Genomic DNA, 22755 nt, shown 5'->3' with positions numbered 1-22755 from the left:
TACAACTGTACAAAAAGCGGACACAGGTTGTTTCGATCTCGAACAGTTGTTATAAAAATATAATATATAATTATTCAGTTAATTACATATTTATGTATTGGCATATTAATAGTGGCCCTTTGGTGTTTATATTTTTAATGACGGGAATATAGCAGCCTATTAATTATATGTGGAAGTATTATCTAAGATCAGCCTGGAGAAATCTAAAAAAGGGGAAACTATATAGTATTATTAATATTGCCGGTCTTAGCATAGGACTGGCGACAGGTATTATGTTACTGATTTGGGTCCAAAATGAATCGAGCTTTGATGCGTTCTTCCAAAATGCAGATCGTATCTACAGGGTCAATACACATTTTATGGGGCAGGAAAATGCCGGTCAAGAGGTTGTTTACCCTATGACCCCGCCCAAAGTGTTTGATGTGACTTCGTCCATACCAGCTGTAGCAGCTGCTTCCCGGATTATCGATAATGGTCAGGCCAGGTTTACCAGGGCACGCCTTTCCCGAGACTTTAAACTATCTTCTCTATTTGTTGATAATAGCTTTCTGTCTGTTTTCAGTTTTAAGCTGTTGGCAGGTAACAGAAATGGCCTCTGGCAAAATCCCTATAGTATTGTACTGACGGCATCTGCCGCAAAAAAAATATATGGAAACACAGCGCCCCTGGGGCAGGTGCTGAACTATGACGGGCATCCGATGACGATTACCGGTATACTGGCTGACTTTCCGGAAAATTCGACGATCCGCGCTGATGTGCTTTTACCTATCAGTTATTACGCAGCCGGATATGCAGCCAGGCATAGTGGGAAAAATCTGGATGAAGACCGGCAGAACTTTAGTATGTCGACCTTTCTTTTGCTACGAAATAAGACAGACGCCAATAAAGTTGCGGCCGCTGTTGTCAAAAACTGGACAGACATCGGAGACAAGCGTTTCGAGTTTCGCCTGCAACACTTAACCGATATCCACCTGATTCAACCGAACGGAAATAACAGCGCTTACCGCTTGGTACAAGTCTTCATGGTGATTATGCTCATGTTATTTCTGATTGCCTGTATCAACTATGTGAATATGTCTACTGCCAGATCTTTAGTTCGCGCTAAGGAAGTGGGTATAAAAAAGATTGTCGGAGCTAAAAGAAGGCAGCTGTTCTTTCAATTTATGGGGGAGACGGTGATGGTTTTTGGCATTTCGATGGTGATCGCGATAGGCTTGATATTTGCGCTCATGCCACTATATAATTTTATTTCCGGTAAAGCATTTAGCTGTGCGTTAAACGACTGGCAGCTATGGAAAACTTTAGGTGTCGTTTTAATAGCAACCTTATTGGTGGCCAGTATTTATCCTGCCATTTTGCTGTCTTCTTTCAAGCCCATCGAGTCGTTAAAAGGAAAAATCAGCAGAAATATAGGTGCAAATACATTCCGGAAGGGCCTAGTGGTTTTTCAGTTTTTCATGGCAGCTGTATTACTATTCGTAACCCTGATCATGGGCCGTCAGCTGGATTACATTCGAAACATAAATATTGGCTATGACAGAGCCTATGTATTTACAGTGACCTTTCCCAAAACGGCCATTCCTCATCTGGAAGCGATAAAGGCAGATCTGTTGCATTACACCAGTATTGAAAATATAGGATTGAGTAGTGCCGAAGAACTGACAAATCTGAATGTTTCTTCCACGAGTCTAAAAAAACAAGGCCAGGATCCTAATAGCAGTTTTTTGAGTTACCCAGTAGCCATTGATGCTTCTTTTATTCCGGCCATGAAAATGGCGCTGGCACATGGCCGGAACTTTACAGGTTCACCAGCAGACAGTTTAGCAGTTATTTTGAATCAAACAGCCGTACGCCAAATGGGCCTTAAAGCTCCTTATCTGGGCCAAGAGGTGGGATTCTCCGGAAAGAAATATAAGGTTATCGGTGTCGTGAAGGATTTTAATTTTCAGGATTTAAGGTCAGCTGTTTCGCCACTTGTGTTCTATGTGCAACCCAAATCGTGGAATACACTTTATGTCAGAACATCTGCCCGGCAGATGAAATCAGCTATTGCGGCAGTGGCTGATGCCTATACACCTTATAAGACCAGCGATGCTCCTTTCAGTTATCATTTTTTAGACAAGCAGTTTGAGAATTTGTATAAATCGGATATGCGGGTCGGCGCTTTATTTACCACCTTTGCTTCTATCGCTATTTTTATTTCCTGTCTGGGCCTGTTCGGTCTGGCGACCTATAGTACGGAGACAAGGATTAAAGAAATGGGTATCAGAAAAGTGTTGGGGGCGAGTGCCCGTAGTCTTGTACGTTTAATCTGTAAGGAGTTTGTCGTCTTGGTATTGCTGGCAATTTTAATAGCCACACCGGTATCTTATTTGCTGGCTGGCAGATGGCTTCGTAATTTTGCCTACCAATCAACGATCGGTGCCGATGTATTTATAGAGGTATTTTGCACACTGATGCTGATCACCTTTATGACGATCAGTCTCAAGGTATATAAGGCCGCTAAATCCAATTTGTTGCGGCATTTGAAAAGCGAGTAGACGAATGCAGCTCCCTGGATTGAATAGAGCTGACAAGATAACAACAGGGGCGTTGTTTATGTCAAAATGGCGACACCCCTATTGTATCTAAAAAAGGGGTGGATACCGTGCTATTCTTGAGGGTATTATTCTCTAAGGCTATTGTCGTTTTACTTCCTCCTTTAACGCGTCCTGCACCTGTTTTTTAAAGGATGTCAGATCTTTGATGGGAATCTGCTTTCCCAGTGGAATTTCATTGGCGGTTAGCTTCGTTGGTGTATAGCCGCCCGATGCCATATAGAACCGGTCTGGGTATGCCGGAGATACCCCTTGTTCATAATCTACACGTTGACCTGGCTTGCCATCCGTATGTGAGAACCGGACTCTGTTGAAAGATACCCAGTCTCCGCCACCGCTTTGTTTACCCCAGGCATTATAATAATAGGCCATTCGCCGCATCCAACCATTGGTATAACCATAATTCTCAATAAAGGAATAATACCCGTCAAAATAACGCTTTTCTTTCGGGGCCCGCCAGCTGGCGACATAGACCCACGGCTTAGTGTCGATCTGATACCAGGCGGAAATTACGACAGAGCCATTGCTATCCGGTAATACATTCATCAGAAAATGGACGGGTTTGCCGGTTTCCCAGTTGGCATTGGGGTTATAACACTGCCCCCCGGTTCCTTCGCCCCCGAAATTATTTGTAACTGTTCCGGGGCCTTTGGCGACAAGGGTTACCAGATCAGATTGCTGAATGCTCTTATCCTTTTCGGCATCCTTGCTGTCCCAAACGGAAAACAACACCCTGCGTTCCTGATCACTATTGGTCTGGATGCCCATGTAGCCCCGGTAGAAGCCCAGGCTTTCATAATAAGTAGCCAGCGGATCACCTCCTTTGGGTACAAGGATCTCGCCATAGATCCAGTCGTATGATTTGGTTGTTGGCGCTGTCGAACTAAAACTTAAGTGCACAGAAGGAGAGGACTGGTAATCGGTCTGATGTACCTCGCCTTTTCCATTTTCGGCAGTAAAGAACAAGGAATGTAAAGTAATCGCATTTTTAGGATCGGCCTTCGGTTTAAGCTCATAACGGTAGTAGCCTGTATCAGCTATAGCGATGCTTCCAACAGTAAAGGTATCTCTGCTCCCGCTACCTTTGAAGGTGATTCGCTGATGTTGTTCGTTAAATTGACCGGCTGGATCCGCGTCGGAAATGCTAAGTTCAAAGGGGAGGTCAATACCCTTGTCTACTTGTCCGTCAAAGCTAAAATTATAGTCTCCCGGTTCCTGATACAGGTACCATACCACTGATTTAGTCTTGTCTGTCCATTTAGAAACAGGCCGGATGGTTTCAGGATAACCGACAGGAACTGAAACACCCTGATGGCGCCCCGCGGTAAAAGGGAGGACATAGCCCTTATTAGCCGGCACCGTGAATGTTTTAGACTGTGCCCCGGCCAGACCGGGATTCAAACTGAAGCCCAGCGTCATGAGGCTTAATCCGAGACAAGTAGCGGTGAAAGGTTTCCAATGTCGTTTTGTGTGCATAGTTGATTACTTATTAGGCGATGAACAGTGTATCAGCAGCGGGTATTCATCTGTACCATCAAAGATGCATAAAAACAAAGACATCAGCCTAGCGGAAGTAAAAATCACGCAAACGTTGTACTTGATATGCCAGCCACGAAAAAGCAGCAATAAGCCCGGTATGTAATGTTAAAACATACCGGGCTTACACAATATTGAGGAGCATTGCTTTTTCTTATATGACCACATTGATCATTTTGCCTGGGACGAAGATGAACTTTTTAACAGGTTTGTCCTCGACCCATTTTTTGACTACTTCATTTTCCAGTACGGCAGTCTGTATGGCTTCTTTATCGGCATCCAGGGCAAATTCCATATTGGTGCGCATTTTACCGTTAATGCTGACGGGATAATTCTTGGAGGATTCTTTTATGAGTTCCGGTTTGAATGCCGGGAAGGAAGCATCCAAAATTTCGCCTGTGCCACCGATCGCCTGCCAGAGTTCAGCTGCGATGTGCGGTGCATAAGGTGTCAGCATGATCAGTAAGGGCGCCAGGATTTGCTTTTTATGGCACTTAAGGTCGGTGAGCTCATTGACGCAGACCATGAAGGCAGAAACTACGGTATTAAATGAGTAACGTTCTGTGTCAGACTGTACTTTCTGGATGGTTTTGTGCAGCACTTTTAACTCTGCTGTGGTTGGCTCCTGATCTGTCCAGACAGCACCCTTTTCTTCGTCAAAGAATAGGCGCCAGAGTTTTTTCAAAAAGCGGTGTACGCCTTCGATACCTTTGGTATCCCAGGGCTTAGACTGCTCTACCGGGCCCAGGAACATTTCGTACATTCGGAAGGTGTCCGCGCCGAATTTTTCGACGAGGGTATCCGGATTCACGGTGTTGAACTTGGATTTGGACATTTTTTCTACTTCAACCCCGCATATATATTTACCCTCTTCCAGAATAAAAGCGGCCTGTGCAAATTCTCCGTTCTTCCATTGTTTAAAAGCCTCCATATCCAGCTCCACGCCGTCTACGATGTTCACATCTACATGGATACGGTCTACTTGCTGCCCCGCAATTAATCCCGCAGAAATAAATTCCTGGGTGCCATGCCGGCGGTAAACAAAACGGGAGCTTCCCTGGATCATGCCCTGGTTCAGGAGCTTTTTAAACGGTTCCTGGAAAGTAACAAAGCCTAAATCATACAGGATCTTTGTCCAAAGGCGGCTATAGAGCAGGTGCCCTACGGCATGTTCCGTACCGCCGATATACAGATCTACCTGGTTCCAGTAGGCGCTGACTGCAGGGTCGCAGAAGGCTTCTGTATTGTGGGGGTCCATATAGCGTAGAAAATACCAGGAGCTGCCGGCGTAACCAGGCATGGTATTGGTCTCCAGCCCCCGGCTGGTCCAACTGTCTATTGTCGCCAGAGGACCGGCACCTCCGGGACCGGGACCGTATTTATCTATCTGCGGCAATAAGAGAGGTAACTCTTGTTCTGATAAAGGGATCGCAATACCGTCTTTCCATATGATCGGGAACGGCTCTCCCCAGTATCGCTGACGGCTGAAGGCGGCGTCGCGCATCCGGTAGTTGGTCTTTCTTTTACCGATTCCTTTTTCCTGTAGCTTCGTTACAACGACTTCCATCGCTTCCCGCATAGGAAGTCCGTTCAGGAAGCCACTGTTTTGTAAAATGGCATCTTTAGTCGGGTTGGCGTACTCGCCGTCAAAATGATCCCCCAGGATATTGGTGATGGGAATCTCAAAGTTTTTTGCAAACTTGTAATCTCTTTCATCACCACAGGGGACAGCCATAATGGCACCGGTTCCGTATCCGGCCAGCACGTACTCTGAAATATAGATCGGAATCTTTTTGTTTTCATCAAAGGGATTAATGGCATAGGCTCCGGTAAAACATCCGGTAATCCGTTTTTCTGCCATTCGCTCTCTTTCGCTTCTGCTCTTTACATAGGCGATATATTTTTCGACTTCCGGCCTCTGTTCTACTGAGGCGATACTCAGTATCCAATCCAGTTCTGGCGCTAAGACACAGAAATCAACGCCCATGATTGTATCGGGCCGTGTTGTATAGGCGGTAAATGACGGAATTTCGTCCGATTCACTGCTAATTTTAAAAGTGATTTCTGCCCCGGTGCTTTTGCCAATCCAATTGGTTTGCATCTCTTTCATGGCATCACTGAACTCGACCGTATCCAGCCCTTCCAACAGACGGTCCGCATATTCGGTAATGCGCAGATACCATTGTCTCAGTGTTTTCTTTTGCACCGGATGACCGCCCCGTTCACTCACACCATTCACCACTTCATCATTGGCGAGCACCGTTCCCAATGCTTCACACCAGTTTACTTCTCCGTAACCACAATAGGCCAGGCGGTACTGCATTAAAATATCCTGCTGCTTTTTATTGTCATAAGCATTCCACTGATCTGCTGAAAAGACAATCGTATCGTCTCCAGGGCAGGGGTGCGCCTGGTTTCCTTCTTTTTCAAACAGGGATTGTAATTGCGTGATTTTTCTGGCTTTTTTCTGATGACGGTCATAAAAGCTATCAAAAAGCTGCAGGAAGATCCACTGCGTCCATTTATAATAGCCGGGATCGCTGGTATTGACCCTTCTGGACCAGTCAAAGCAAAATCCTATATTATTGAGCTGTTTTTCAAATGTGGCGATATTCTGCCGGGTGGAGTCTGCCGGGTGGATGCCATGCTCAATGGCATATTGCTCTGCAGGGAGCCCGAAGGCGTCATAACCCATCGGATGCAGAACGTTATAGCCTTTAAGTCTTTTATACCGGGCAAAGATATCGCTGGCGATATACCCTAAGGGGTGCCCCACGTGCAGTCCGGCACCACTGGGGTAGGGGAACATATCCAGTACATAAAACTTAGGCTTAGTGGTGTCATTGGGCACTTTATATGCCTCTGTTTCAGTCCAGTGCTGTTGCCACTTCTTCTCAATATCCCTGAAATTATAATCCATATGATGCGTAAATTAAACGGACGGAATGGCCGGCGAACATAGCTCCAACGGTCAAACCTTTAAACAAATTAAAATAATTGCTTGCAAATGTACGTGTTTAGTATCTAAACATTAAATTTGCCCTTATAGGTTCTATCTTCAATGTTATACTTTTAAGGACAATATGTCAGAAATTCAAAGCGTCCCCAAGCACAAAAAAAAATCTAATTCCGTCTTTAGTATTGTCGGGATATCCCTGGTATTATTAATCATGGGAATTATGGGCTGGTTTTTTCTTAACCTCAAAACCATGGGCAATAACCTGAAAGAGCAGGTAGAGGTCTCTGCTTACCTTAATGTGAAGGGCAAAGACACCATCGCCCAGATCAAAAACTATATCGCTGCCCAGCCCTACGCCAAAGATGTGCAATATATTGATAAAGAGAAAGCCAAGGAAATATGGAATAAAGATAATAATGAGGATTGGGATAAAATCCTGGACTATAATCCGCTGCCGGAGAGCATTAACTTCTATGCGAAGGCCGATTATGTCAATGAAGACAGCCTCAAAAAGATCGCCGGCGAACTGACGCAGAAATTTGGCACGCAGCTCTCCGGACTCAACTATCCCGAAACCCTTGTCACTTCCATGAACGACAAGGTCAATAAGATGGGGCTCATTTTTCTGGCCATCAGCATTATTTTGGGGGTCATTGTTGTTGTGAGTATCGATAACACCATTAAGCTGACCATGTATTCAAACAGGTTTTTGATCAAGACTATGCAAATGGTCGGGGCAACCCGCAGCTTCATTGCCCGGCCTATGAATGTAAGAGCCATTGTTAATGGGTTAATCAGTGCAGCCGTGGCCATTCTCATCATGCTATTGCTGACAGGATGGGCCAAAGAAAGATTTCCTGAGATCCGAAGTCTGGAGAATGCCGGATTGAATTTTCTGCTCTACGGATGTATGGTTGTGTTTTCCGTGCTGATATCCTGGTTCAGTACAAACCGGAGCGTTAATAAATACCTGAAGACCAGGCTGGATGATCTGTATTAGGAAGAGAATTGTTTGGATGTCTTTTCGTAAGATTTGGGAGAAATAACAGGAAATTACCGTTAAATTCAAAATTTAATAGCATATTTGTCAGGCAAATTAATTACTATGGATAATAAAGAACCACAGCGCAGTAGCGGCGGATTGCATTTTACCAAAGATAATTACATGTGGATGATCATCGGGGCAGTAGTGATTGCCCTGGGAATGATGTTGCTGTCCGGTGGTCGTAGTACGGATGCCAGTGTGTTTGATAAAACACAGGTATACAGCTTTAGAAGAATAACGGTTGCGCCTATCGTTATTTTGCTGGGGTTTGGGATTGAAGTATTTGCTATCCTTAAAAAGCCCAAGGCAGATCGCAAATAATTATTATGTATTGAAAATACGGAGAAGCACTTGATAATGGGCTTCTTTATATAGAAAATTGCCGCTGGTGTTTAATCGTTACACTGAGCGGCAATTTTTAGTTTCTGGCTCTATACCAAAGACGTTAATCGGTAGAATTATAAGACTCTTCCACTGTTTGCAGGCGGGTCTGTAATTCATCCGAGGAATAGAATTTATATAGTACGGGTGGCTTACCATCAGTTGGTGCATCTACGTTGGCATCCATTGCGTGGAAAGGGCCGAACACACGGGCATGAACTAAATCGTTGGTAATTTTAGTCAATTGCCCGGGCACAATCATGTAATTCTTATTGGCCGCAGAGATATTCTGACCCTGTAATATCAGTTTCAGGCTGTCAATCATTTGTTTTTGTTTGTCCAAACCCAGGTCTTCAGAGGTGTTATAATCCCGTCCATCAATCAGCTGGCTGCCAAACACGGTATCTTTCATCAGGTTGAGTATATAAAATCCGTCTTCTGCAGGCAGATCCACGGTGCTGGTCTTGCCGGCATTGTTAACCGTGTAGCTGGTTTGCGCTGCGTTTTTCAAATCAATCAGCTTTTCAACGGCGCCATCAGAAGGGTTGGTGATTTTCAGGTCCTGACCCGCAACGGAAATATCACCGTTGGCGACAACCAGGATCTTGCGTTCACTACTTTTACCACAGGAAGCCATCATGGCCAGCGGTAAGATTGCCCATAAGAGTTTTTTCATAGAAATTGATTTTTTATGATGAAAAAAAAGGTGCAAAACACTCCTGCTTTGCACCTAGTATTGTGCTATTGAATTTTACAAGGCATGCCTTATTTAGCTGCGTTGTAAAGTTCTGCTACTTTGTCCCAATTTACCACATTCCAGAAGGCAGCCAGATAATCAGGCCGGCGGTTCTGATAATTTAGGTAATAAGCATGTTCCCAGACGTCAACGCCCAGGATTGGGGTTCCTTTGGTTTCTGCTACATCCATCAGGGGATTATCCTGATTTGGTGTAGAGGTTACTTCCAGTTTACCGTCTTTAACGATCAGCCATGCCCAGCCGCTGCCGAAGCGTGCTCCGCCTGCTGCGTTAAACTTTTCTTTTAAGCCGTCCAGAGAGCCGAAAGTGCTGTCAATGGCTGCCGCCAGATCACCGGAAGGCTGGCCGCCATTAGGCGACAATATGGTCCAGAAGAAGGAGTGGTTCCAATGCCCGCCACCGTTATTACGAACAGCAGGGGAAAAACTGCCAGCGTTTTTAACCAACTCTTCCAGACTCTTATCTGCGTTGTCAGTTCCTTCAATTGCTTTATTGAGATTGTTCACGTAGGCCTGATGGTGTTTGCCATGGTGAATTTCCATTGTTTTAGCGTCGATATGTGGTTCCAGTGCATCAAATGCATATGGAAGCTGTGGGAGTGTAAAAGCCATACTATTTAATTTTAAATGTTGAATAATGAAATGTTATGTGTCCTGAAAGCATCACTTCAGATTTCTTACAGGAGCCTAACAAAGGTACTGAAAATTATGGTTGATCGTTCAGCCTCAATGAGAATGAAATATTAATAAATCAGCGCCTGTTCTTGAAAAATGACTGCATCAGTTCCAGTGCTTCTTTTTCCAGCAGACCACTCTGTACTTTTGTTTTCGGATGAAATGGCGTAGTGTTCACCTGACGGCCATAACCGTTTTTAGGATCACTTGCGCCAAAGACGACCCGCCCGATTTTGCTCCAATACAGAGCCCCGCTGCACATCAGGCAAGGCTCCAAGGTGATAAAGAGTGTGGCTTCCGGAAGGTACTTGGCCCCCATAAAATCGCAGGCGGCTGTGATGGCCATTACTTCGGCATGGGCGGTCGGGTCTTTGAGGAGCTCTACCTGATTGTGTGCACGGGCAACAATCCTGTCCCCAATCACCAAAACAGCGCCAATCGGGACTTCACCCATCTCAAAGGCTTTTTCTGCTTCTCTAAGGGCCTGACGCATATAGAACTCATCTGTCTGCTGCACGGATCCTGTTATTTTTTTCCCAGAAGTAAAACGTATTTGACCATTTGCTTGGCATCCTCGGGTTTTAAGGTTGGATGGGCTGTCATGGGAACAGTTCCCCAATGGCCGCTGCCGCCGTCGATGATTTTCTGTGCCAGCATATTAATCGTGGTCTCGTCATTGGTGTACTTATTGGCGACTTCTTCGTAAGAAGGACCGGTGGACTGTCCGCTCACCTTGTGGCAGGTAAGACAATCGTTTTGTGCGACTAATTTCAGGCCCTTCTGATAGTTAGGATCTTTCGAGATATCATTTGCGGCAGACTCATGACTTTCAGCTGCCGGGGGGGTGGTTTCTGGTTTTTCACTATTACTATTAGAACCGCAGGCAACAGCCAGCAGACAGACAGCCGATAACGCTACCCAATACTTTTTCATCAACGTATCATTTTTAATTTGAATAATGGCTCTAAGTTACATTAAAAAGAATAATAAACCGACTACTATACGTTAACCTATATGCAAAGAAAATCAAAGGGATTTTAAAGGAAATCACTGTTTATATGAACCTCCGCCCGCTTTGAAAACCATAAATTATCACCGAACATTTGAAATATTATGTAAATGTAATAGGTTTGCGGGGTTGTATAAGATATCTTTAAACAAAAAGCAGCTTACATGGCCTTAACCATTATTGGAACAATGGCTTTCGATGCAATCGAAACGCCGTTTGCCAAGACAGAAAAAACAATTGGGGGATCAGGAACTTATTGCGCCTATGCCGCCACAAACTTCATGCATTCCATTAATCAGGTGTCAATTGTGGGTGGCGACTTCCCGCAGGAGGTACTCCAGGATCTGAACCGCCTAGGCGTCAATACCGAGGGCGTAGAGATTGTAAAAGACAAAAAATCCTTTTTCTGGAGTGGTAAATACCACCTGGATATGAATACCCGGGAGACTTTGATCACTGACTTAAATGTGCTGGCCGATTTTAATCCGACGCTGCCGGACAGCTATCTGGAGACGGATTATCTGTTACTGGGTAATCTGGTCCCAGCTATTCAACGTTCTGTTATCAATCAGTTGTCTAAAAGACCTAAGCTGATTGTACTGGACACTATGAATTTCTGGATGGAGACGGCTATGGAAGACCTGGAGGACGTCTTGAAAATGGTCGATGTGCTGGTGGTAAATGATAGTGAAGCCAGACAGCTCTCCGGAGAATTTGCCTTGGTAAAGGCAGCCCGCAAGATCCTAGCCATGGGCCCTAAGTTTTTGATCGTTAAAAAAGGCGAACATGGTGCTTTACTGTTCAATGGCGAAGAAATATTCTGTGCACCGGCGTTGCCGCTAGAAGAAGTTTTCGATCCAACCGGCGCCGGTGACGCCTTTGCAGGTGGTTTTATCGGCTATCTGGCCAGTACAGGCGATCTCTCATTTGAGAATATGAAAACAGCGGTTATCATGGGTAGTGTAACAGCGAGTTTCTGCTGCGAGAAAATGGGTACAGAGCGCCTGAAATCTCTCACGCCAGAAGATATTCAAAAACGCGCCGCGAAATTTGTCCGGCTTACGAACTTTCAGCTGAGCTGTTAATAGTAATAGATTGAAACCGTTAGATCCCCTTTTTGGGTTGCTGGTACTGCTGGCGATGCTGAAGAGGGGATTTGTTTTTCAACAGCTTAAAGTGTCGGTTAAAATTGGAAAAATTATTAAAGCCGCTTTCGTAACATATATCTGAAACGGGGTGATCTGTCTCCGCAAGCAGCTTACAGGCATGATGGATCCTGACCTCGGTTAAAAAGGTAGAAAAGCTTTTCTTGGTCTTGGATTTAAAGAACCTGCAGAATGAATGCGGGCTGATATGGGCCACTCCTGCAATGTCCTCCAGAGAGATTTTCTGCTGGAAATTATTAAAGATATACTGATAGATCCGGTTCATGCGTTCCGACTCAGATTTATCATGGAAATCTGCCTTATGCGAGGTCGGTGACAAAATGGTCCGGGTATCTTCCAGATTACTGGCTGCTTCCAATATTTGCAACAGCAAAACAGTACGTCCATGCTCACTGGTTGCCTCCAGTTGCTTCATATACCGGGCGATGGCCTTCCGGGCAGCACCTTCTATTATGATCCCCAGTCTTGCCCTTTCTAATAGCTCGTTGAAAGCTTTATTCTCGGGCATTTGCCAGAATTTCTCTCCCAGGGCCTGAGGCGCAAAGTGAAGCACAGAGGATTCCGCCAGCCGGGCTTCTTTTCCTTCATAATACTGCTGGTCACAGCGCCAGAGATGGGGCAGGTTGGCGCCGACCATAATCATATCACCCGGTGCAAACCTGTCAATGTCATTGCCGATAAACTGGGTGCCGCTGCCTTTGACAATATAGACCAACTCTACTTCCGGATGATAGTGCCATTTGTCAAAAAAATAGGGTACCCTGTCGCGGCGGACCTGGAACGAGAAAGCAGGATTACTGGAAATCTTAAGTAACTGGGGTTTCATCCGAAAAAAAGCTGATAATTTTAAAACTCGGTGGAGATTAATACCTTCCGGAACAGTGCTTATATGCTTAAGCAGTATCGCAGCGAAAGCGAACCCAAAGCGATATCCTATCCAAAGTTCGGTCTGTTGATATTATTAATTCCGGTTACAAATTACAACGAAGCGGCCAATATTGCTTAAAAATCGGCGGTTTTTAGTGAATTCTTTGGTATTGAATATAATCTACATATTTTCAGGGGCCTGAATTCTTTGTTTTTGAAGTGTTTGTGACTGGTTTAAAGTGAAATTTTATGATTATAGGGATAAACTTTAACTAACGCAGGTGTGTCATACAGGATATATTTTCCGTTTTTCACATAAGTGTCTACTTTTGTTAGGAATAGGAACCTTAAATTAAAAATACAATTAAATGAAAGCGATAAAAAATATGGGCCTGGCAGTGCTTGTGGCAGCACCACTATGTGTACTGGCCCAAAGCAACTTTACTATTCAGGGAACGGTAAGAGGAGTCTCTCCCAAAGTAGAAAAGGTGTATATCTCCTACGCTTCCGGTGGTCATAACGTTATTGACAGCACAAATGTGAGTGGAAATAAATACGTATTTCAGGGGGTAATCAATCAGCCGACCCGCATTGAACTTAGAGCTGGCTATGATCTGAAAGAAAAAGTGAAGCCTTCTATGGGACGTGATATGATTACCTTGTTTGCAGATCCGGCTGATATGGAGGTTAAAAGCGTCGACTCCTTTTCTAATGCGAGTGTTAGTGGGTCTAAATCTAATATAGAATTTGATAAACTGAGAGCTGCAGCTAAACCATTTGAAGCAAGGGCTGCCACATTATTGAAGAAAGCAGCGGCAGAGGAGAAAGCAGGTAATCAGTCTGCTCTGGACAATACGCAACAACAAATAGAAGATCTGCAGTCCCAGCTCAAAAAAGAGGTCTACGCAGACTATATCAGAAAGGATCCCGGTTCTCCCATCGCTTTTTTTGCATTGCAGCAGTTTTCCGGTGCGCTGATCGATCAACCGGACGAGACGCAAAAACTCTTTAATCTGCTGCCGCAATCCTTGCGTCAGTCTCCTGATGGCAGAAGGATGGAAACCCTGATCGGGTTTGCAAAGCTCACGCCGGTGGGTAGTCAGGCACCTGAATTTACCGAAAGTGATCCGGACGGTAAGACGATTGCCCTTTCTGATTTCAAAGGTAAATATGTGCTTGTGAATTTCTGGGCGAGTTGGTGCGGCCCCTGCCGGGCGCAAAACCCTACATTGATTAAACTCTACAATCAGTATAAAGACCAGGGTCTGGAAATCATAGGTGTAGCCCTGGATAAACCTGGCGAGAAATCCGAATGGACCGATGCAATCAGAGATGATAAGCTGAGCTGGCCGCAGGTGTCAGATCTGAGATTCTGGAATTCCAAGGTCGGCAGAATGTATGGGGTAGTTGTACTGCCGCAAAACGTGCTGGTAGACCGCTCTGGTAAGATCGTAGCCAAGAACCTGACCATGGAGGCGCTGACCAGAAAATTAAAGACCCTGTTTTAATAGGTTTCAGAGCAGTTGTTCAAAAGAGCCAGAGGCGAAAATACCAATAAAAAAGGGGGTAATTAAATGATACCGGATCATTTAATTACCCCCTTTTCTGGGTTTTATGCCATCAGCTACAGAGCTGATCATATACTTATCTGAGTATCCGCATCTTGACCATGCCAATACGGGTATCTGTCACACTGATAATGTCGAACTCATAATTATCCACGATAATTCTTTCTTTTTGTTTCGGAATGTCTTTATTTTCCTTAATGATGTAACCCGATAATGTTTCAGAATTATTTTCAGGAAATTCGAAGTCGTATTTTTCGTTAAGATATTCAAGCTCCAGCCGTCCGGAGAAGACATATTCATTTTCGGCTACTTTTTGTTCCACAAAGGCTTCTTTATCAGATTCATGCTGCATCTCTCCGAATAGTTCAGATAAAATATTCTCTACGGTGATGATACCCGCCGTGCCCCCAAATTCATCTACGACCCAGGCCAGACTCTTGCGTTCTTTTGAGAAGCGGGTAAGCAGATCAATAATACTCATACTTTCCGGAACCGTAAATGTAGGAAGCAGGATCTGCTCGATACTTCCGGGCCTTGTAAATAGTCCCTGTTGCGTAACATACCCGATGATATTATCAATAGAACCTTCATAAACGACCAGCTTGCTCATGATGTGCTTGATAAAGGACTGTCGCAGGTCTTCAATGCTGGTATGCAATTCAACACCGATGATCTCGGTACGGGGTACCAGGCACTGGCGGATCTTGATATTGGGCAAGGTCAGCGCATTTTCAAATAGATAGGTATTGAGGTCCTGGCTGACCATTTCATCTGAATCTTTGGCCTGCTGGAAAAGATGTTCCACCTGCATACGGCCAAACGGTTTCTTCTCCGGTTTCAGGCGGACATTGAACAGGTATTTGAGAATACCGCCTGAAAAGCTGAGAAAGATCTTGATTATATTATTAAACAGATTATAGAATATACTGAAAAAGGAAAGAAGGGAATGAAAGAGCTTATCATTACGATTGAAGAATAACCTGGCAAGGAACCGGCCAAAGAATACCACAAAGATGGTAGAGATAATCGTATTCAGGACCATCTGCAGGTTCTCATTATGAAAACTGGTTTTAGCCCAAAATAGCTGATTGAAGAATTCATTAAAGAACAGCCCATACACTACCAGACAAAGCAATGCTCCAAAAATACTGGTACCTATAAAAGTCGTGGGGTTATCAGCAAATCTTGAAGATAACAGCCCTTCACTCGAGCCTTGTTTTTTTTTCAGCTCGATATTCAACCGGTTTGCAGTAAGGAAAGCGGCTTCCATTCCTGCAAAAAACAGGATCAATAGAAGCGTAATCAATATGCCCGTAAGTGCACTTAACTGACTCATAGGGTTGAAATTAAGGTAAAAAAATTAATTAGGCTAAATTATGTAAATCAAATGAAGCAGAAAAGCAAGCCGCCCTTTTTTTTGCTATATGCGGATAAATATTTGCCCGTCAGCTATTTAGGGCCAAATAATGCCGTTTTAGGGCTTATGGGCACTGTCAGCCGGCTTCGGTGTATTTTCTTTTGCCGGGGCTGTGGTGTCCCGAGCCTCCGTGGTCGTGTCCGTGCCAGCGGTAACAGGTGGCGCAGAAGAGTCGTTACTGCCGGAACTGATAGAATTTTCAACTTCCAAGATTGCGTCATTGGCATTCAAGAAAACAAATTCACTGAAATCCTGTTTGGCATGAAATCCGTTATCACCGGGAATCAAACCATATGGATGCGTTTGTTTAAGCACTGAGGGTTTATCACTATAAATAGTTTCGGTATTCTGATCCCACCATAACTCGCTGGTCGTCAATGTATCTCCTGCGATGGTATAAGCGACAACTGAGTCCTTAAGTTTGACTTTATTGAGTCTTTTATAGTAGATGCCATACTTTGCGGATACAAAGCTGGAAGGGAGACTGGTGGAATCATCATAGAAAACAACAAAAAGCGAGTTAGGGAAACTCATACTGGTCGTATCTTTCTCAGAACTGATCATAACCGGAGCTGTCAGCTTGGCTTTCACTTTCCCTCCGATACTCAGATAGCTGGTCACACCCGTGGCTTCCTCGGTGTTATATCCATGATTATTCAGGGCTTTCACCTCATTGATGTCATTTTCACAACCGCCAAGAAGCAAACTGCCTGCTAAGAGCAGGCAGCAGCTTTTACGTAAGTATTTTGACGTGAAAGTGGGCATATCTGTTTGATCTTATTAGTATCTTCTCTTGGTAAACCAGAAATCACTAAGAGAAAATCCCATAGAGAATTTAATAAAACTCTCAGAGACATTATTCTCATCAGAGCCTCTGCGCCCGAACTGAAGTGCCGCATTGATCAGACTATATTGTCTGGAAGTGCGGACAAAATTCCGGATCATAAAATCCATGCCCAAAGTTACAGCTTGAATTTTATATTGTTTGCCATCAAACACCAATTTATCTTTTCCTGTGTAAAAACCAGCACTGTACCGGGCTCTGGAGAACATACTTTTACCTCTCAGCGGTGAGGGCCGGAAATAAACACCGCCACGAATCATGTAGCTATTCGCGTAAGCTGGTTCACTAACACCATCTTCTTTATAGTCGGAGCCCCAACTGGTGCTGTTGTATTCTGCACCTACACCCCAGCGGTCTATATTTTCCTGGTAGTTGTTATACATCAGGCCTATTTTATAGGACCGGGGCAGGGTCACTTTACCCCTGACTTCTCCGGAACTTACGACAGTATCCTGCCCGATGGGATTATCAGGATCACTGGCGTAGTAGGTAAAGAAGGTCGTATTGGTTTTGCTGGTAAGGTCCTGACTGAGAGACATCGTGGCTCCAAGGGTCAGGCTTGAACTCGTCTTAATCTTTGTGACAGGGTCTGTTTTGTTCGATAAGGGAAGCTCATATTGGAGGCCCCCTTCCCATACAAAACCGCCTACTGCCATTCTTACATTTTTAATAGATCCCTGTGTAACGGCATCAGCCGGATCCGCCGAATAGGAGGAATCGAAAGCCGTTTGTGTGCTGATGTTTCTTTTACCAAAATCATAACCGAGGTTGACCCCCAGCGACAAATGCCCGATCCTTTTACCAAGGCCCATAAACACCTGATTCAGCCCGCCATCACCCCGATAGAGGCTATTATAATTTCTGACCGAATCGGGGTAACCATTTATCGGCAATGAGTTCTGCTCTTTAATATTGTAGTTGATGTCAGTCAGAGATCTCAGACCAAAAATCAAACCGAAGCCTTTCTTGGCAAGAGGCATACCGAGTGTGAAATAAGAAGGCCTGAAGTAATTTGATTTATAGGTACCTGCCGGATCAAGGCTTTTTAGATTGTGAGAGCTGATGTCAAATCCCAAGTCAAAGGTCGCAAGACCTCCGGCGGGTCCCAGTGTATGGAGGTCGCCATAACTGGCCGGATTACCGGTATTCAGAGCCTGTTGGTCACTGAAGGCTGCTGACATTCCGCCAATACCCAGGTAGCGGGAATTCTGGCTGGCATAATCAACTCCGAGCCCGTACCGGGAGAAAGGAGAATTGATCTGGCTCTGAGCCTTCTGTATAAAGCATACCAATACCAATAATAACAGGCACTTGTTTGTTCTAAGCATTTTCTAAACGAATAAGATATATACCCCTACAATGTAAATAGGGGTCTGCAAATATCTTGTTTTTAAGGTGCGGGACAAAAATAGATAAATCCCGACCGGTTAAAAGTACGTTAAACTTACCGTTTTACACCTGATATCTATCCTTAATATGGTCGCTATCAGATTCATTTTGAATTTCGTTCCCAGTAGCCCGGCAACCAGCTAGCTGAGTGGTTAATCACTCCAGGGCGCAAACAGGTGATTGTCTCCTGAAAATTTATACGGATTAACCGTTATCCTGGCTAATCCGGTATAATCCTTTATAAATCAGATAAGGATCAGGAAGTATCGTGTTTTTGAGATGTGGGGTAAAAAAAGCGATGTCCCCGCCAGTGATCATAATATTAAACTTACTGTATTTTGCCTTATATAAATCAATAATACCATCGATTTCTGCGGACATGCCCAGGATAACCCCACTGAGAATATTGGTTCTGGTATCATAGCCTATCAGTGGAAAATTCCAGTCAGGTTGCACAAGGGGTAAGCCAGCGGTATAATCGTTTAAAGACCTCAGACGCATACGTAACCCCGGACTGATGGATCCACCCAGAAATTTATCAAATTTATCCAGAAAATTAAAGGTAATACAGGAACCCAGACCGATAATGAGATTATGCTGCCCGGGGAACTGGTCCCTGGCGGCCATAAGCATCGCCCACCGGTCGGCACCAACGGTTTTCGCCTGACCTGATGGAACCGAAATAGGAAACGCTGTGTCAGGGCCAATTTTGAGAAAATGGCCATAAGTTGCCAATATATCCTCCAGAGCCGGGTCGTGATCAATGACAGAAGACAATATGGTCCGATCTGGTTTAAACTCCTGGAGCAGGGCTTTTAACTGTTCAGGAGTCCCATTTAAGAACCGTTCTTCCTTTACTTCCCCACCATTCATCAGCGCGCATTTTAGGCGACTGTTACCAAAATCAAAACAGAGTGTTTTTTTAGCCATGACACATTTTTTCGTTTAGTCTTAATTATCTGGCAAACTTCGGTTTTTCTCTTTAAAAAACAGCATTAAGCACTATGTTCTGTCATTCGGGATGCCAAGTCTGATGTTTCTCTATGGAAAATTAGTTTACTAGTGATCTTTAATTTTGCAAAGTACCAATCCTATTTATTTAATAATATGACCACACTTGCCTTCACATTAGTGCTGTTTGCCGGCTCCATTTTGGCGGGGCTGCTGGGTTCTCTGACGGGTTTGGGGGGAGGTGTCATTATTATTCCATTATTGACCTATATGGGAGTGGACTTCCATTATGCCATAGGGACAGCGCTGGTGGCCGTTATTGCCACATCTTCAGGATCCGCTGCGGCTTATGTAAAAGAAGGCGTTACGAATTTGCGTATGGGGATGTTCTTGGAAATCGCGACCACTATAGGGGCGGTGTTCGGTGCATTACTGGTCGCCTCTAAGCTGATCCCAACGCCCATCGTCGCTATATTATTTGGCATCATATTGATATTGTCGGCCGTTAATTCCTGGCGCAAAAAGCCAGAAATTACGGAACAGGTCTGCAGCAAAATGGGGAAAAGATTTAAATTGACAGGCGCCTATCCCGGTCCGGACGGACCCGTCAGGTATGGTGTGAAAAATGTGGTGGGAGGTTTTTTTATGATGATGCTTGCGGGGATTATTTCAGGACTTTTAGGCATCGGGGCCGGTGCGATGAAGGTGATTGCTATGGATAATATAATGCGGGTGCCGTTCAAGGTTTCCACCACTACGAGTAATTTCATGATCGGGGTGACTGCTACGGCCGGGGCTTTCATCTACCTGCAAAACGGATATATCCACCCGGCACTTTGTATGCCGGTGGTGATTGGCGTATTAATTGGCGCAATGGGCGGTTCTAAGATCCTTTTGCAATCCAATACAGCTAAACTCAGGTTTGGATTCTCCATATTTATCCTGATAATTGCCCTGGACATGATCTATAAAGGTATGACAGGACAGATATAATCATATAATCATATGATCAAGTATGAACACTAAGACAATAAAAGATAAAGATATATCGCTGATCATTGGAAAGATTCTCCGCTGTGGGGTATATTTATCCCTTTCTGTAGCAGTAGTCGGCGGACTCATTTACCTCGTGGCTGAGGGGAACCACACGAGTGTACAACACAATGTTTTTATAGAAAAAGACGAAAACCTCTTTGATTTGATAACCGATACACTGAGAGGTGTTGCCCATGGAGACGGCCTGTCTATTATCGAATTGGGTATTTTACTATTAATTGCAACGCCACTTACGAGAGTTATATTTTCCCTATGGGCATTTAATCAGGAAAAGGATAGGATGTATGTTGTTATAACATTGATTGTTTTGGTGATTATTTTTGTTAGTATTTTGACGGGATTTGGCGGATAATTTTAGATGTTAGAACATTGGCGAAGCGTTGATCTAAATCGCATTAATAAATATATTTATATAATAGAAAATCCGTCAAAATTTTTGTCTTCAAACGCCTGTTATTTGGTTGCAACGTGTTATCTTTGCCGAAAATTTAGCATAGGTATGGCATCTAAATCTGTGAAACTATTGTGGGCACTCTCTTTCAGCGTTATTTTGACCCTGTTTTCCTTTCAGGTAAGAGCGGCTGAACCTGCTCATGAAGAAGGCAAATTGGATATTTCTCATGAGATATTTTCCCATATTCAGGATTCGCACGATTGGCATATATTTTCCTTCGGTGAAAATCATGTTACTATACCACTCCCCGTGATTATTTATAGTCCGTCGAGTGGGCTGACTGCTTTTATGTCCAGCAAATTTGAACATGGTCATGCTGCTTATAATGGTTATCAATTAAATACTGAAGGTAAAGTAGAAGCACTTGACGGTTCCAAAATTTACGATATCTCAATGACAAAGAATGTCGTAGCGATGCTTTTGGCGGTAATTTTGATCCTCCTTGTGTTTTTAAATGTTTCCAAAAAATATAAAAAGAACGGCCCTGATAAGGCACCTTCCGGATTGCAGAATGCGATTGAAGCTTGTGTCGTATTTATAAGAGATGAAGTGGCTATTCCTAATCTGGGTAAAGATTATAGACGCTTTATGCCCTTGATCCTTACGATCTTTTTCTTTATCTGGATCGCTAATATGCTGGGACTTATTCCCGGCGGCGCAAACCTGACCGGTAATATCGCCGTTACCTGCTGTCTGGCGGTAATTGCCTTCATTGTAATGCTGTTTACCAGCAAGAAGCATTTCTGGGGTCATTTGTTTAACCCTCCCGGCATGCCTACTGCGGTTAAATTCATCCTGGTACCGATTGAAATAATTTCTCTGATCATCAAACCAATCGCCTTAATGATCCGTCTTTTTGCCAATATGCTGGCCGGACACATCGTTATCGCCTGTTTTGTACTCCTGATCTTTATTTTCGCCAATCTGAATCAATATATTGGTATGGGATTCTCGGTGGTCTCTGTCGGCCTGTCCGTCTTCTCCATGCTGATCGAGCTTTTGGTAACAGCGATCCAGGCATATATCTTTGCGAATCTGACGGCTATCTTTATTGGTCAGATGATTGAAGATCACAGCCACCATGCAGGAGAAGAGGGGTTTGACCACACAGATACGGAAAGAGAGTTATCTCTGTAATTGTCAGGAAGTAAAAGATTTTAGATAGTATTCAATTTTGTTTTTTCATTTTAAAACCCAAATACAATGTCAGTATTAAACACTGTAATGGCAGAAGCCGCTGGAATGGCAAAAGGTTTCGGAGCTATTGGTGCAGGCGTTGCCGCCCTTGGTGCAGGGGTTGGTATCGGACAAATCGGTAAAGGTGCTGTAGAAGCGATCGCTCGTCAGCCAGAAGCTTCTGGTGATATCCGTGCGAACATGATCTTAGCAGCTGCCTTGGTTGAAGGTGTTGCCTTCCTGGGTGTAATTGCCGGTATCCTTGCAATCGTACTTTAATTAGAAAAGTACCTGAACCGCGTTGGACGCACAGGGCTAAAACGCGGTTTTTTTAGAACATTAATCATTGATCATAAATTCACTATAAGATGGGACTTCTTACCCCGGATTTCGGATTATTCTTTTGGACGCTGCTGGCATTTTTACTGGTTTTATTTGTACTGGGTAAATTTGCCTGGAAGCCGATTTTAAATTCATTGTCTGAGCGTGAAAATTCAATCGCTGAAAGCCTGGCTACTGCAGAAAAAGCAAGGCAGGAAATGGCTAGCCTGAAAAGTGAAAATGAAGCCTTATTACAAAAAGCGCGTGAAGAGCGTAGCCTGATGCTGAAAGAAGCTAAGGATAATGCGGAAAAACTGATCTCTGATGCACAGTCAAAGGCCAAATCCGAATACGAAAGGATCGTAGCTGATGCGCAGGCTGCTATTACACAACAAAAACAGGCAGCGCTGACAGATGTTAAGAATCAGGTAGGTAATCTGGTTATTGAAGTTGCTGAGAAAGTATTACGCAAGCAGTTATCTAATAAAGGTGAACAGGAAACCCTGATTCAGGATCTGGTTGACAATGTGAAGTTAAATTAAGCTCCTGTCGGACCATAGCTTTAATTTTCCTGATATCTATAATATA

At 44.1% G+C, this 22755-nt stretch carries 21 protein-coding genes; 10 read left to right on the top strand and 11 right to left on the bottom strand.

All coding sequences use genetic code 11. The annotated features are described in order from the left end of the window. Window positions 1–167 precede the first annotated feature (167 nt). Window positions 168–2540 (top strand): ABC transporter permease, encoded by a 2373-nt coding sequence (locus K9M52_RS05510; RefSeq protein WP_224071060.1) that lies wholly within the window; start codon window positions 168–170, stop codon window positions 2538–2540. A gap of 138 nt (window positions 2541–2678) precedes the next feature. Here K9M52_RS05510 and K9M52_RS05505 read toward each other — a convergent pair whose 3' ends face one another. Together K9M52_RS05505 and leuS are read right to left on the bottom strand one after the other, a co-directional pair. Further along, window positions 2679–4073, bottom strand: coding sequence for a DUF3472 domain-containing protein (locus K9M52_RS05505; RefSeq protein ID WP_224071059.1), 1395 nt, complete (start codon window positions 4071–4073; stop codon window positions 2679–2681). A 214-nt stretch (window positions 4074–4287) separates the two neighbouring features. Further along, window positions 4288–7053, bottom strand: a complete 2766-nt coding sequence (leuS, locus tag K9M52_RS05500) for a leucine--tRNA ligase (protein WP_224071058.1) — start codon at window positions 7051–7053, stop codon at window positions 4288–4290. 259 nt (window positions 7054–7312) lie between these two features. Here leuS and K9M52_RS05495 point away from each other — a divergent pair, with 259 nt between their 5' ends. Together K9M52_RS05495 and K9M52_RS05490 are read left to right on the top strand one after the other, a co-directional pair. After that, on the top strand, window positions 7313–8092 hold the full coding sequence (locus tag K9M52_RS05495) for a cell division protein FtsX (RefSeq protein WP_224071057.1): 780 nt from the start codon (window positions 7313–7315) through the stop codon (window positions 8090–8092). A 105-nt stretch (window positions 8093–8197) separates the two neighbouring features. Continuing rightward, window positions 8198–8458: a DUF3098 domain-containing protein gene (locus K9M52_RS05490; RefSeq protein WP_224071056.1), complete on the top strand. Its 261-nt coding sequence runs from the start codon at window positions 8198–8200 to the stop codon at window positions 8456–8458. Between the two features lie 124 nt (window positions 8459–8582). On the opposite strand, the gene K9M52_RS05485 is transcribed toward K9M52_RS05490, so the two are convergent. The 4 genes from K9M52_RS05485 to K9M52_RS05470 form a co-directional block, all read right to left on the bottom strand. Then, window positions 8583–9194 carry a hypothetical protein gene (locus K9M52_RS05485; protein WP_224071055.1) on the bottom strand — a complete coding sequence of 204 codons (612 nt, stop codon included), beginning with the start codon at window positions 9192–9194 and terminating at the stop codon, window positions 8583–8585. 89 nt (window positions 9195–9283) lie between these two features. Further along, window positions 9284–9886, bottom strand: coding sequence for a superoxide dismutase (locus K9M52_RS05480; protein ID WP_224071054.1), 603 nt, complete (start codon window positions 9884–9886; stop codon window positions 9284–9286). A gap of 139 nt (window positions 9887–10025) precedes the next feature. Continuing rightward, window positions 10026–10466 (bottom strand): nucleoside deaminase, encoded by a 441-nt coding sequence (locus tag K9M52_RS05475; protein ID WP_224071053.1) that lies wholly within the window; start codon window positions 10464–10466, stop codon window positions 10026–10028. Between the two features lie 8 nt (window positions 10467–10474). Continuing rightward, a complete protein-coding gene (locus K9M52_RS05470; protein WP_224071052.1) occupies window positions 10475–10882 on the bottom strand; it encodes a c-type cytochrome in 408 nt (135 codons plus the stop codon). A 240-nt stretch (window positions 10883–11122) separates the two neighbouring features. Between K9M52_RS05470 and K9M52_RS05465 the strand changes: the two genes are divergently transcribed. Next, complete coding sequence (locus K9M52_RS05465) at window positions 11123–12043, top strand: PfkB family carbohydrate kinase (RefSeq protein WP_224071051.1); 921 nt, start codon at window positions 11123–11125, stop codon at window positions 12041–12043. 19 nt (window positions 12044–12062) lie between these two features. Here K9M52_RS05465 and K9M52_RS05460 read toward each other — a convergent pair whose 3' ends face one another. Beyond that, complete coding sequence (locus tag K9M52_RS05460; RefSeq protein ID WP_224071050.1) at window positions 12063–12950, bottom strand: AraC family transcriptional regulator; 888 nt, start codon at window positions 12948–12950, stop codon at window positions 12063–12065. Between the two features lie 409 nt (window positions 12951–13359). On the opposite strand from K9M52_RS05460, the gene K9M52_RS05455 reads away from it, so the two are divergent. Next, entirely contained in the window at window positions 13360–14499 is a 1140-nt protein-coding gene (locus K9M52_RS05455; RefSeq protein ID WP_224071049.1) for a TlpA disulfide reductase family protein, read from the top strand. Window positions 14500–14635: 136 nt separating this feature from the next. On the opposite strand, the gene K9M52_RS05450 is transcribed toward K9M52_RS05455, so the two are convergent. The 4 genes from K9M52_RS05450 to K9M52_RS05435 form a co-directional block, all read right to left on the bottom strand. After that, window positions 14636–15895 carry a hemolysin family protein gene (locus K9M52_RS05450; protein ID WP_224071048.1) on the bottom strand — a complete coding sequence of 420 codons (1260 nt, stop codon included), beginning with the start codon at window positions 15893–15895 and terminating at the stop codon, window positions 14636–14638. 138 nt (window positions 15896–16033) lie between these two features. Continuing rightward, the gene (gene lptC / locus K9M52_RS05445) at window positions 16034–16741 is read right to left on the bottom strand and encodes an LPS export ABC transporter periplasmic protein LptC (protein WP_224071047.1); all 708 of its coding nucleotides are present in this window, start codon (window positions 16739–16741) and stop codon (window positions 16034–16036) included. A 15-nt stretch (window positions 16742–16756) separates the two neighbouring features. Beyond that, entirely contained in the window at window positions 16757–18148 is a 1392-nt protein-coding gene (locus K9M52_RS05440; RefSeq protein WP_224071046.1) for a hypothetical protein, read from the bottom strand. A 265-nt stretch (window positions 18149–18413) separates the two neighbouring features. Continuing rightward, complete coding sequence (locus K9M52_RS05435; RefSeq protein WP_224071045.1) at window positions 18414–19139, bottom strand: type III pantothenate kinase; 726 nt, start codon at window positions 19137–19139, stop codon at window positions 18414–18416. Between the two features lie 177 nt (window positions 19140–19316). On the opposite strand from K9M52_RS05435, the gene K9M52_RS05430 reads away from it, so the two are divergent. From K9M52_RS05430 to K9M52_RS05410, 5 genes are all read left to right on the top strand, one after another. Next, the gene (locus tag K9M52_RS05430; protein WP_224071044.1) at window positions 19317–20153 is read left to right on the top strand and encodes a sulfite exporter TauE/SafE family protein; all 837 of its coding nucleotides are present in this window, start codon (window positions 19317–19319) and stop codon (window positions 20151–20153) included. A gap of 22 nt (window positions 20154–20175) precedes the next feature. Beyond that, window positions 20176–20568 carry a DUF1634 domain-containing protein gene (locus K9M52_RS05425; protein WP_224071043.1) on the top strand — a complete coding sequence of 131 codons (393 nt, stop codon included), beginning with the start codon at window positions 20176–20178 and terminating at the stop codon, window positions 20566–20568. 147 nt (window positions 20569–20715) lie between these two features. Continuing rightward, window positions 20716–21807, top strand: a complete 1092-nt coding sequence (gene atpB, locus K9M52_RS05420; protein ID WP_224071042.1) for a F0F1 ATP synthase subunit A — start codon at window positions 20716–20718, stop codon at window positions 21805–21807. Between the two features lie 66 nt (window positions 21808–21873). Further along, window positions 21874–22125 carry an ATP synthase F0 subunit C gene (atpE, locus tag K9M52_RS05415; RefSeq protein WP_224071041.1) on the top strand — a complete coding sequence of 84 codons (252 nt, stop codon included), beginning with the start codon at window positions 21874–21876 and terminating at the stop codon, window positions 22123–22125. Window positions 22126–22214: 89 nt separating this feature from the next. Further along, entirely contained in the window at window positions 22215–22709 is a 495-nt protein-coding gene (locus tag K9M52_RS05410; protein WP_224071040.1) for a F0F1 ATP synthase subunit B, read from the top strand. The last annotated feature ends 46 nt before the right edge of the window (window positions 22710–22755 follow it).

This window comes from Arachidicoccus terrestris (assembly GCF_020042345.1).
GTDB classification, from domain to species: domain Bacteria; phylum Bacteroidota; class Bacteroidia; order Chitinophagales; family Chitinophagaceae; genus Arachidicoccus; species Arachidicoccus terrestris.
This window is presented reverse-complemented; position numbering and strand designations above follow the sequence as displayed.

Coding starts and splice junctions, on each gene's coding strand:
- K9M52_RS05450 (WP_224071048.1), bottom strand. CDS start 15,895: ATGAGTCAGTTAAGTGCACTTACGGGCATATTGATTACGCTTCTATTG.
- K9M52_RS05510 (WP_224071060.1), top strand. CDS start 168: ATGTGGAAGTATTATCTAAGATCAGCCTGGAGAAATCTAAAAAAGGGG.
- K9M52_RS05480 (WP_224071054.1), bottom strand. CDS start 9,886: ATGGCTTTTACACTCCCACAGCTTCCATATGCATTTGATGCACTGGAA.
- K9M52_RS05495 (WP_224071057.1), top strand. CDS start 7,313: ATGGGCTGGTTTTTTCTTAACCTCAAAACCATGGGCAATAACCTGAAA.
- lptC (WP_224071047.1), bottom strand. CDS start 16,741: ATGCCCACTTTCACGTCAAAATACTTACGTAAAAGCTGCTGCCTGCTC.
- K9M52_RS05505 (WP_224071059.1), bottom strand. CDS start 4,073: ATGCACACAAAACGACATTGGAAACCTTTCACCGCTACTTGTCTCGGA.
- K9M52_RS05440 (WP_224071046.1), bottom strand. CDS start 18,148: ATGCTTAGAACAAACAAGTGCCTGTTATTATTGGTATTGGTATGCTTT.
- leuS (WP_224071058.1), bottom strand. CDS start 7,053: ATGGATTATAATTTCAGGGATATTGAGAAGAAGTGGCAACAGCACTGG.
- K9M52_RS05455 (WP_224071049.1), top strand. CDS start 13,360: ATGAAAGCGATAAAAAATATGGGCCTGGCAGTGCTTGTGGCAGCACCA.
- K9M52_RS05425 (WP_224071043.1), top strand. CDS start 20,176: ATGAACACTAAGACAATAAAAGATAAAGATATATCGCTGATCATTGGA.
- K9M52_RS05410 (WP_224071040.1), top strand. CDS start 22,215: ATGGGACTTCTTACCCCGGATTTCGGATTATTCTTTTGGACGCTGCTG.
- K9M52_RS05435 (WP_224071045.1), bottom strand. CDS start 19,139: ATGGCTAAAAAAACACTCTGTTTTGATTTTGGTAACAGTCGCCTAAAA.
- atpE (WP_224071041.1), top strand. CDS start 21,874: ATGTCAGTATTAAACACTGTAATGGCAGAAGCCGCTGGAATGGCAAAA.
- K9M52_RS05430 (WP_224071044.1), top strand. CDS start 19,317: ATGACCACACTTGCCTTCACATTAGTGCTGTTTGCCGGCTCCATTTTG.
- K9M52_RS05485 (WP_224071055.1), bottom strand. CDS start 9,194: ATGAAAAAACTCTTATGGGCAATCTTACCGCTGGCCATGATGGCTTCC.
- K9M52_RS05470 (WP_224071052.1), bottom strand. CDS start 10,882: ATGAAAAAGTATTGGGTAGCGTTATCGGCTGTCTGTCTGCTGGCTGTT.
- K9M52_RS05465 (WP_224071051.1), top strand. CDS start 11,123: ATGGCCTTAACCATTATTGGAACAATGGCTTTCGATGCAATCGAAACG.
- K9M52_RS05460 (WP_224071050.1), bottom strand. CDS start 12,950: ATGAAACCCCAGTTACTTAAGATTTCCAGTAATCCTGCTTTCTCGTTC.
- atpB (WP_224071042.1), top strand. CDS start 20,716: ATGGCATCTAAATCTGTGAAACTATTGTGGGCACTCTCTTTCAGCGTT.
- K9M52_RS05490 (WP_224071056.1), top strand. CDS start 8,198: ATGGATAATAAAGAACCACAGCGCAGTAGCGGCGGATTGCATTTTACC.